This window comes from Streptomyces sp. SID5785, from assembly GCF_009870065.1.
Classification (GTDB): domain Bacteria; phylum Actinomycetota; class Actinomycetes; order Streptomycetales; family Streptomycetaceae; genus Streptomyces.
In genome coordinates, this window is record NZ_WWIA01000425.1 from 1 (window position 1) to 9,422 (window position 9,422).

The window sequence follows — 9,422 nt, forward strand, 5'->3', positions numbered from 1 at the left end:
TGGGGGTGGCCTCGAGGTACACACCCAGCTTCTTCGCCGCGGTGGCGGGCTTCATGGTCTGGGTGCTCTGGTGCGAACTCATGAGGTCAAGGGTATCGAGCGTGGCGGAGACCTCCGACCACGCCGGGTAGCCTGGCCGCGTGACAGGCACGGAGCAGACCCCCGCGGCGGACCCCACGGCGACCCCCGGTTTCCGGCTCGCCTACGTACCCGGAGCGACCCCCGCGAAGTGGGTGCGGATCTGGAACGAGCGGCTGCCCGACACCCCCCTGACCCTCGTGCCCGTCGCGGCGGCCGACGTGGACGGCGTGCTGCGCGCGGGGGAGGCCGACGCCGGACTCGTGCGGCTGCCCGTGGACCGTACGTACTTCAGCGCGATCCCGCTCTACACGGAGACGACCGTCGTCGTCGTGCCCAAGGACCACGTCGTGGCCGCCGTCGAGGAGGTCACGCTGGACGACCTCGCGGACGAGATCGTCCAGCATCCGCTCGACGACGTGCTCGACTGGGAGCGGCCGCCCGGGCAGCCCGCCTTCGAGCGGCCCGCGACCACGGCCGACGCGGTCGAGCTGGTCGCCGCCGGCGTGGGCCTGGTCATCGTGCCGCAGTCGCTCGCCCGGCTGCACCACCGGCGCGATCTGACCTACCGGACCGTGACCGACGCCCCCGGCTCCGCGATCGGGCTCGCCTGGCCGGAGGAGCGGACCACCGACCAGGTCGAGGACTTCATCGGCATCGTGCGGGGCCGCACCGTGAACAGCTCGCGGGGCCGCACCCAGCCGGAGCCGAAGAACCCGAAGAGCCCGAAGAAGAACGACCGGCCGGAGCCCCGAAAGAAGGCGCAGCAGAAGACGCAGCAGAAGAAGGCGGGCGGCGGCGCGGGCCGGTCGCGGCAGGGAACCGGCAGCACCGGCGCCGCCCGGCGCGGCAAGCCCCGCAAGCGTTCCTAGGAGACGTCCCCGAACCCGGACCCGAACCCGGACCCGAACCCGGACCCGAACCCGGACCCGAACCCGGACCCGGACCCGGACCCGGACCCGGATGCGGGCCCGGGTGCGCCGGCCCGGAGTCCGTCCATGACCAGGTCGAGCAGCCGCGCGGCGCGCGGCTGCCAGTCCTCGTGCGGGTCGAGCTGCCACAGCCCCGCGATCGCCAGCATGAAGTCGTCGGGACCGACGCCCGGCCTGATCGTGCCCGCGCGTTCGTTCGCTGTCAGGAGCAGGGTCAGGGCCTGTGTCAGCGGGCCCTTGCCGAGGCGCTGGAAGGGGCCGCGGGCACGCGTCGCCGCGCAGAGCGCGTCCGCGAGCCCGGCCTTGGCCATCGCGTACAGGGCCAGCCGGTCCATCCACTCGCGCAGGGCCACCGCGGGCGGCCGGGTGCGCAGGAGCTCCGCCGCCGCGGCGCCGACCTGCTCCACCTCGTAGCGGTACACCTCGAGGACGAGCGCCTCACGGTTGGGGAAATTCCGGTAGAACGTGCCCTGGCCGACCCCGGCCCGGCGGGCGATCGTGCTCAGCGGGGTCTGCGCGGACGTGGTCAGTTCGACCAGGGCGACCTCGAGGATGCGGGCGCGGTTGCGCTGCGCGTCGGAGCGCTGCACGGGGCGGTCGCCCGGCTCGTTGCTCACAACTCCTCCTTCGGCCGTGGCGCGGAAACGTCCTTGCTGGGCGGACAGTTGTCCATTACGTTACTGAACCTCAGACCGGACAGTTGTCCGCTTCGGCCCCGTAGCCCTCCGCACACCAGCTCATCGCACCAGACCACGCGAAAGAAGGCTGTTCATGCCCCCGGCCGACCCCGCCACGTCCAGCGTCATCACTCTGCACATCAACGGGGAGAAGTACACCCTGCCCGTCGACCACCGCACCACCCTGCTCGACGCCCTGCGCGAGCGGCTCGATCTCACCGGCACCAAGAAGGGCTGTGACCACGGCCAGTGCGGTGCCTGCACCGTGCTCGTCGGCGGCCGCAGGAGCGTCGCCTGTCTCCAGCTCGCCGTGGCCGCCGAAGGGCGCGAGGTCACGACCATCGAGGGCGTCGCCGAAGGGGACCGGCTGCACCCGGTCCAGGAGGCGTTCGTCGAGCTCGACGGGTACCAGTGCGGGTACTGCACCCCCGGCCAGATCTGCTCCGCGCTCGCCGTCCTCGAGGAGCACGCGGCCGGCTGGCCGTCCGCCGCGACCGAGGACGTCCGGCCCGAGGCGGGCCCCCCGCCGCTCACCCCCGAGGAGATCCGCGAGCGCATGAGCGGCAACCTGTGCCGCTGCGGCGCGTACGTCTCCATCGTCCGCGCCGTCGCGCAGGCCGCACAGCGCACCTCCGGCACGAAGGAGACCGTCGCATGAGGGAGTTCGGATACGAGCGGGCGCTGGACGTCCCCGGCGCGGTGGCCGTCGCGGTCGCCGACCCCGACGTGCGCTTCCTCGGCGGCGGCACCAATCTCGTCGACCTGATGAAGGCGGGCGTCGAGCGCCCGGGCCGCCTCGTCGACGTACGGGAGCTGCCCCTGGACCGCGTCGAGCCCACCCCCGGCGGCGGCCTGCGCATCGGCGCCACCGTCACCAACAGCGACCTCGCGGCCCACCCCGAGGTGCGCCGCCGCTACCCCGCCCTGACCCAGGCCGTGCTCGCCGGCGCCTCCGGCCAGCTGCGCAACATGGCGACCGTCGGCGGCAATCTCCTCCAGCGCACCCGCTGCGGCTACTTCACCGACGTCAGCAAGCCCTGCAACAAGCGGGTGCCGGGCAGCGGCTGCCCGGCCGTCGCCGGGGAGCACCACAATCACGCCGTCCTCGGCGCCAGCGACCACTGCGTCGCCGTGCACCCCTCCGACATGGGCGTCGCCCTCGCCGCGTTCGACGCCGTCGTCACCTACGAGACCGCCGACGGGCCCGGCGAACTGCCGCTCGCCGACTTCTACCGCCCGGTCGGCGACAGCCCGCACCGCGAGACGGCCCTGCCGCCCGGCGCGCTCGTCACCGGCGTCGTCCTGCCGCCCGCGCCCGTCGCCGCCCGCTCCCGCTACCGCAAGGTCCGCGAGCGCGCCTCGTACGCCTTCGCCATCGGCTCGGCGGCCGCCGCGCTCGACGTCCGCGACGGCACCGTGACGGACGCACGGCTCGCGTTCGGTGCGGTCGCCTCCCGGCCCTGGCGGGCCCGCGCCGCCGAGGACGTCCTCATCGGCGCACCCGCCACCGGGGAGACCTTCGCGGCCGCCGCCGACGCCGAGCTCGCCGCCGCCCGTCCCCTCCCGCACAACGCGTACAAGGTGCCCCTCATGCGCAATCTCGTCGTGGCACTGCTCACCGAACTCACCGAGGAGGCCACCCGATGACGACCACGGCGAAACCGGACGCGGTCGGCGTCGCCCGCACCCGCGTGGAGGGACACGCCAAGGTCACCGGCGCGGCCCGCTACGCGAGCGAGATCCCCTTCACCGATCTCGCGCACGGCTGGCTCGTCCTGTCGACGATCACCCGGGGCCGGATCACCGCCGTCGAGGACGCGGAGGTCCGGGCCATGCCCGGCGTCCTGACCGTCCTGCACCACGGCAACGCGCCGCGCGTCAGCGCCGACTTCTTCGGCGCGCTCGGCCAGCCCGACCCGATCGTCGAGGTCTTCCAGCACGACCGGGTGCCGCACGCCGGCTGGCCCGTCGCGCTCGTCGTCGCCGAGACCTCCGAGCAGGCCCGCGAGGCCGCCGAGGCGCTCACGGTCAGCTACGAGGCCGAACCGCACGACGTCGCCTTCAGCGCGGACCGGCCCGGTACGTACACCCCGGAGGGCCGCGAGGACACCAAGGGTGACCTCGCGGCCGAACTCGCCGCGTCCGCCGTCGTGTTCGAGGCCTCCTACACCACTCCCGAGCAGCACCACACCGCGATGGAGCCGCACGCGGTCACCGTCCGCTGGGAGGGCGGCCGCCTCGAGGTCTTCGACGCGAACCAGGGCAGCAAGTGGGTCGCCGACGACCTCGCCCGGATCTTCTCGCTCGACCCCGAGACGGTGCACGTGCGCTCCGAGCACGTCGGCGGCGCCTTCGGCTCCAAGGGGCTGCGGGCCCACCACGTCGCGGCCGTCATGGCTGCCACCGAGCTCCAGCGGCCCGTCCGGATCTCACTGACCCGCCGCCAGGTCTTCGCGACCACCGGCTACCGCAGCCCCACGATCCAGCGGGTGCGGCTCGGCGCCGACCCCGACGGACGGCTGCGCGCCTTCGAGCACGAGGCCCAGTGCCGCACGTCGAACCTGCGCGAGTTCGTCGAGGGCAGCGCCGGATTCGGCCACGCCATGTACGCCGCCGACGCGCTGCGCACCGTGGACCGGGTCTCGCCCGTCGACGTGGCGACGCCCACCTGGATGCGCGCACCCGGCGAGGCACCAGGCTCCTTCGCCGTCGAGTCGGCGGTCGACGAGCTCGCCGGCCGACTCGGCCTGGACCCCGTCGCCCTGCGCCTGCGCAACGAGCCGGACGCCGGACCGCTGTCCGGCCTCCCGTTCAGCAGCCGCAACCTGACCGGCTGCCTCGAGGAGGGCGCCCGCCGCTTCGGCTGGTCGGAGCGCGACCCGCGGCCACGCGCCCGCCGCGAGGGCCGCTGGCTCATCGGCACCGGCGTCGCCGCGTCCACCTTCCCCTCCGGCGCGGCCCCCTCCACCGCGACCGTCACCGCCGAGCAGGACGGCACGTACACCGTGCGGATCGGCGCCGCCGACGTCGGCACCGGCGCCCGCACGGCGCTCACCTCCATCGCCGCGGACGCCCTGGACGTGACGCCCGAGCGCGTGCACGTCCGCATCGCCGACAGCGACTTCGGGCCCGCCTGGGTCGCGGGCGGCTCCATGGGCACCCGCTCGTGGGGCTGGGCTGTCATGGCCGCCGCCGCGGACCTGCGCGAGAAGCTCGTCGCCGGGGTGGAGATCCCGGCCGACGGCATCACCGCCCGCACCGACACGGCCGCCCTGATCGCCGCCCTCGCCCAGAAGGAACGGCACTCGTTCGGCGCCCAGTTCGCCGAGGTCGCCGTCGACGTGACGACCGGAGAGGTACGGGTCCGGCGGCTGCTCGGCGTCTTCGCGGCCGGCCGCATCATCAACCCGCTCACGGCGCGCAGCCAGCTCGTCGGCGGCATGACCTGGGGCCTGTCGATGGCGCTGCACGAGGAGGCCGTCCGCGACGAGGCGTCCGGCGCCCACGTCGGCGCCGACCTCGCCGGCTACCACGTCGCCGCGCACGCCGACGTGCCCGAGATCGAGGCCGTCTGGGTCGACGACCCGGACCCCGACGACCCCGTGGGCATCAAGGGCATCGGCGAGATCGGCATCGTCGGCACCGCGGCGGCCATCGCCAACGCGGTCCACCACGCGACCGGCGTCCGCCACCGCGACCTGCCGATCCGGCCCGACCGGGTGCTGCTCGCCGAGGCGGAGCGGGACGCGCCGCATGCTTGACCTCGCCGCCACGCTCGGCACATGGGCCGCGCAGGGCCGGGAGTTCGCCGTCGCCACCGTCGTCTCGGTGAGCGGCAGCGCGCCCCGGCCGCCGGGCGCGGCCCTGGCCGTCGACGCCGCGGGCGAGGTCGTCGGCTCCGTCTCCGGCGGCTGCGTCGAGGGCGCGGTCTACGAGCTGTGCACCCAGGCGCTGCAGGACGGCGCCGCGCACCGCGAGACGTTCGGGTACAGCGACGACGACGCGTTCGCGGTGGGCCTCACGTGCGGGGGCAGCGTCGAGGTGCACGTCGTCCCGGTCCGGGCGGACTCGTCCGGCCGGGCGGCGCTCGCCGAGGCTTGCGCGCTCGCCGCGCGGGGCGAACCGGTGGCACTGGCACGGGTCCTCGACGGGCCCGGCGGGCTGCCCGCGGACGGACGGCTCCTCATGGTGCGGCCCGACGGTTCGACGGCCGGAGACCTGGGCTCGGCGGACGACGCCGCGCTCGCCGCGCAGGCGGGCGCGCTGCTGGGCCTCGGGAGGACCGGGGTCGCCGCGGTGCCGGAGAGCTCCGCGCGGTGCGGCGGCGATGTCGCGCTGTTCGTCGAGTCGTCCGTGCCACCGGCGCGGATGATCGTGTTCGGGGCGGTGGACTTCGCCGGGGCGCTCGTGCGGGTCGGCAAACTGCTCGGGTTCCATGTCACCCTGTGCGACGCGCGGGGCGTGTTCGCGACCAGGGCCCGCTTCCCGGAGGCTGACGAGGTCGTCGTGGAGTGGCCGGACCGGTACCTGCGCGGTACCCGGACCGACGAGCGGACCGTCCTGTGCGTGCTCACGCACGACGCCAAGTTCGACGTGCCGCTGCTGGAGGAGGCGCTGCGGCGGCCCGCGGCGTTCATCGGGGCGATGGGCTCCCGCCGGACGCACCGCGACCGGCGGGACCGGCTGCGGGAGGCGGGGCTGACCGAGGCCGAACTGGCCAGGCTCCGGTCGCCGATCGGGCTCGACCTCGGCGGTCGGACGCCGGAGGAGACGGCGGTGTCGATCGCGGCGGAGATCGTCGCGGTGCTGCGCGGTGGGTCCGGGGCGCCGCTCAGTGACGGGTCCGGGCCGATCCACCGGGCCCGGTCCTGACCGTCCCGGCACCCCGCGCCCCGCCGGGACGCCGCCTCCGGGTGGTGTCCCGGCGGCCCGCGGCCTCGGTCACACCGGCAGCAGCCGCCCGACCAGGGCGCTCAACTGCCGGGCGTTGCGGCACTCGTACATCGCGGCGACCTCCCCGTACACCCCGGCCGCCGAGTCCCCGGTGTCCCACAGGGACCTCGGCTCCGGGTTCAGCCAGTACGTGCGGCGCGCCACGCGCGTCACCCGGCGCAGCGCGTCCAGGTTCGTCGCCTGCTGGTTGTTGCGGGCGTCGCCCAGGACGAAGACCGTCGTGCGCGGGCCGACCGCCGCCGCGTAGCGCTCCACGAACTCGCCCAGCGCCGTCCCGTAGTCGCTGCTGCCGTGCCAGCCCGTGAGGGTCGCCTCCGCGGTGATGCGGGCGGCGAGGCCGTCCGGGTCGGCCGTGCCCTGCTCGATCAGCGCGGTGACCTCGTCCGTCCGGTTGACGAACGCGAAGACGCGGACCTTGCTGAACTGGTCGTGCAGCGCCTGCACCAGCAGCATCGTGAAGTTCGCGAAGCCCGCGACGGAACCCGACACGTCGCACAGCAGCACCAGTTCGGGCCGGGCCGGGCGCCGCCTGCGCAGCACCGGACGCATCGGCACGCCGCCCGTGGACAGCGAGCCGCGCAGCGTGCGGCGCAGGTCGATCCGGCCGCGGGCGGCCCGGCGGCGGCGCGCCGCGAGCCGCGTGGCGAGCTTGCGGGCCAGCGGGTGCACGGCCCGTCGCAGCTCTGCCAGTTGGGCCTTGCCCGCGTACAGGAAGTCGGCCCGGTCCGCGGTGCGCACGGCCATCCGGCGCGCGATCGCGTCCGTGCCGCGCCGCTCGGCGACCCGGCGGCGCGCCTCGGCCCGCACCAGCTCGCGGAAGTCCTCGATGCGGGCCCGCACCTCGTCGGCCGCGATGCGGTCGGTGAACGCGCCGCTCGCCCCGCTGCCCGCCATGATCCGGGCCAGGAGCGTCTGCGGGCGCAGCCGGTCCAGTGTCTGGTGCGCCGAATGGCCGTCCGAGCCCGGTGCCGAGCCGTAGCCGCCGAGTCCCTCGACCGCCTCGGCGGCGAGCGCGGCCAGGGCCGCCCGGTCGTTCGCCGCGAGGGCCTCGGCGAGCCGGTCGCGCAGGGCGTCCCGGTCGAAGGGGGCGTCCGGCCCGTCCGGGGCGCCGACGCCGCGCGGGAAGTACAGGTCGAAGACCGGGTCGAAGACGGCCCGCTGGCCGCGGTCGTGCAGAAGCGCCGCCGCGAGGCCCTCGCGCAGGTGCTCCCGGCTGTCGAGACCGAGCTCGGCGACGGCCCGCGCCGCGTCGACGCTCTCGCCCGTACCGATCCGCACCCCGTGCGTGCGCAGCGCCCGGACGAGATCGGTCACCCGCTCGGCGACCGACGGGCCGCCGCTCACACGGCGTCCAGGTCGAGCTTGGCCGCGGCGGTGCGCACGTCCTCCTGGTGCTTGAGGACGACGCCGAGCGACTGGCGCACGACCTCCTCGTCGAGCCGGTCCGCGCCGAGGGCGAGCAGGGTGCGCGCCCAGTCGACGGTCTCCGCGACGGAGGGCGCCTTGCGCAGGTCCATCGCGCGCAGCGCGCCGACGACCCGCACCAGCGAGTCGGCGAGGACCCCGTCGAGACCGGGCACTTTGAGGGACACGATCCGGCGCTCCAGCGCGGCCTCGGGGAAGTCGATGTGCAGGAACAGACAGCGGCGGCGCAGGGCCTCCGAGAGCTCCCGGCTCGCGTTCGAGGTCAGCACCACGAACGGGCGGCGCTCCGCCGTGATCGTGCCGAGCTCCGGCACCGTCACCTGGAAGTCGCTGAGGACCTCGAGCAGCAGGCCCTCGACCTCGACGTCGGCCTTGTCGATCTCGTCGACGAGCAGCACCTTCGGGTCGGTGCCCCGGATCGCGGTCAGCAGCGGACGGGAGAGCAGGAACTCCTCGCTGAAGATGTCCGAGCGGGTCCGGTCCCACGTCTCGTCCCGCCCGGCCGTGATGCGCAGCAGCTGCTTCGCGTGGTTCCACTCGTACAGGGCGCGGGACTCGTCCACGCCCTCGTAGCACTGCAGGCGCACCAGCGAGGCGTCGGTGATCGCGGCGACCGCCTTCGCCAGCTCGGTCTTGCCGACGCCCGCGGGCCCCTCGACCAGCAGCGGCTTGCCCAGCCGGGCGGCGAGGAACACGGTGGTGGCCACCGCGGGCGAGGCGAGATAGCCGGTCTCGGCCAGGCGCGCGGTGACATCGTCCACGGACGCGAACAACGGGGCCTCCAGCGGGAACACGGATCGGAGTCCCAGCTGATCAGCAGCTGGCCGCGGCCCACAAGAGGCCGCGGCCGTTCATGGTGAAGGTCACGTCGGACCGCGTCACCGGGGCACCGCGAGCCGCAGCCCGCGCTCCAGGTGCGCCTCGCGCGTCACCGGCAGCCCCGGCCCGGCGGCGGAACCCGACCACCACGCGGCGTCGCCCTCGATGCGGCGCAGCAGGATGCCCTCGCGGATCGCCCAGGGACACAGCGTCAGTTCGTGGACGTCCATCAGCTTCATGGCGGTGTGCCCGACGACCGCCCCGGCGAGCGACTGGGCGGCGCGCGGCGCCGAGATGCCCGGCAGCGCGGCGCGGTCGGCCGCGGGCAGCACCGACAGGTCGGCGATCGCCGTGCGCAGCGCCCTGCGGCTCAACCGGCGCTCCGTGAACGGGCCGTGGCGTCCGGGCGGCGCCCCGCACAGCCGCGCCAGCTGCGTGAACGTCCGTGACGTCGCCGCCATCGTGAGCGGTCCCTCCCAGCGGATCCGGGCGGCCACGTCGCGCAGTTGGTGCCGCACATGGCGGCGCAGGGCCCGCA

8 protein-coding genes and 1 pseudogene are annotated in these 9,422 nt (G+C 75.0%); 5 read left to right on the plus strand and 4 right to left on the minus strand.

Annotated elements, in window-relative coordinates; genetic code table 11:
• Positions 1-140: 140 nt before the first annotated feature.
• Positions 141-950 (plus strand): LysR family transcriptional regulator substrate-binding protein, encoded by an 810-nt coding sequence (locus GTW43_RS13870; RefSeq protein WP_161302007.1) that lies wholly within the window; start codon positions 141-143, stop codon positions 948-950.
• Here GTW43_RS13870 and GTW43_RS13875 read toward each other — a convergent pair.
• Positions 947-1,627, minus strand: coding sequence for a TetR/AcrR family transcriptional regulator (locus GTW43_RS13875; RefSeq protein WP_161302009.1), 681 nt, complete (start codon positions 1,625-1,627; stop codon positions 947-949). The genes GTW43_RS13870 and GTW43_RS13875 overlap by 4 nt on opposite strands.
• A gap of 154 nt (positions 1,628-1,781) precedes the next feature.
• Between GTW43_RS13875 and GTW43_RS13880 the strand changes: the two genes are divergently transcribed.
• From GTW43_RS13880 to GTW43_RS13895, 4 genes are read left to right on the plus strand one after another with little or no spacing between them, the layout of a single operon-like run.
• Positions 1,782-2,345 (plus strand): 2Fe-2S iron-sulfur cluster-binding protein, encoded by a 564-nt coding sequence (locus tag GTW43_RS13880; RefSeq protein ID WP_161302010.1) that lies wholly within the window; start codon positions 1,782-1,784, stop codon positions 2,343-2,345.
• Entirely contained in the window at positions 2,342-3,334 is a 993-nt protein-coding gene (locus tag GTW43_RS13885) for a xanthine dehydrogenase family protein subunit M (protein WP_161302012.1), read from the plus strand. Before GTW43_RS13880 ends, GTW43_RS13885 begins: the two co-directional genes overlap by 4 nt.
• Entirely contained in the window at positions 3,331-5,448 is a 2,118-nt protein-coding gene (locus GTW43_RS13890) for a xanthine dehydrogenase family protein molybdopterin-binding subunit (RefSeq protein ID WP_161302014.1), read from the plus strand. The genes GTW43_RS13885 and GTW43_RS13890 overlap by 4 nt, the downstream gene beginning before the upstream one ends.
• The gene (locus GTW43_RS13895) at positions 5,441-6,559 is read left to right on the plus strand and encodes an XdhC/CoxI family protein (RefSeq protein WP_161302015.1); all 1,119 of its coding nucleotides are present in this window, start codon (positions 5,441-5,443) and stop codon (positions 6,557-6,559) included. Before GTW43_RS13890 ends, GTW43_RS13895 begins: the two co-directional genes overlap by 8 nt.
• Positions 6,560-6,628: 69 nt before the next feature.
• Here the strand turns inward: GTW43_RS13895 and GTW43_RS13900 are convergent, their stop codons facing one another.
• From GTW43_RS13900 to GTW43_RS13910, 3 genes and pseudogenes are all read right to left on the minus strand, one after another.
• Positions 6,629-7,984, minus strand: a complete 1,356-nt coding sequence (locus tag GTW43_RS13900; RefSeq protein ID WP_161302017.1) for a VWA domain-containing protein — start codon at positions 7,982-7,984, stop codon at positions 6,629-6,631.
• Positions 7,981-8,850 carry a MoxR family ATPase gene (locus GTW43_RS13905; RefSeq protein WP_202501418.1) on the minus strand — a complete coding sequence of 290 codons (870 nt, stop codon included), beginning with the start codon at positions 8,848-8,850 and terminating at the stop codon, positions 7,981-7,983. The genes GTW43_RS13900 and GTW43_RS13905 overlap by 4 nt, the downstream gene beginning before the upstream one ends.
• Before the next feature lie 93 nt (positions 8,851-8,943).
• Positions 8,944-9,422: pseudogene (locus tag GTW43_RS13910) on the minus strand (Ppx/GppA family phosphatase); the annotation flags it as partial.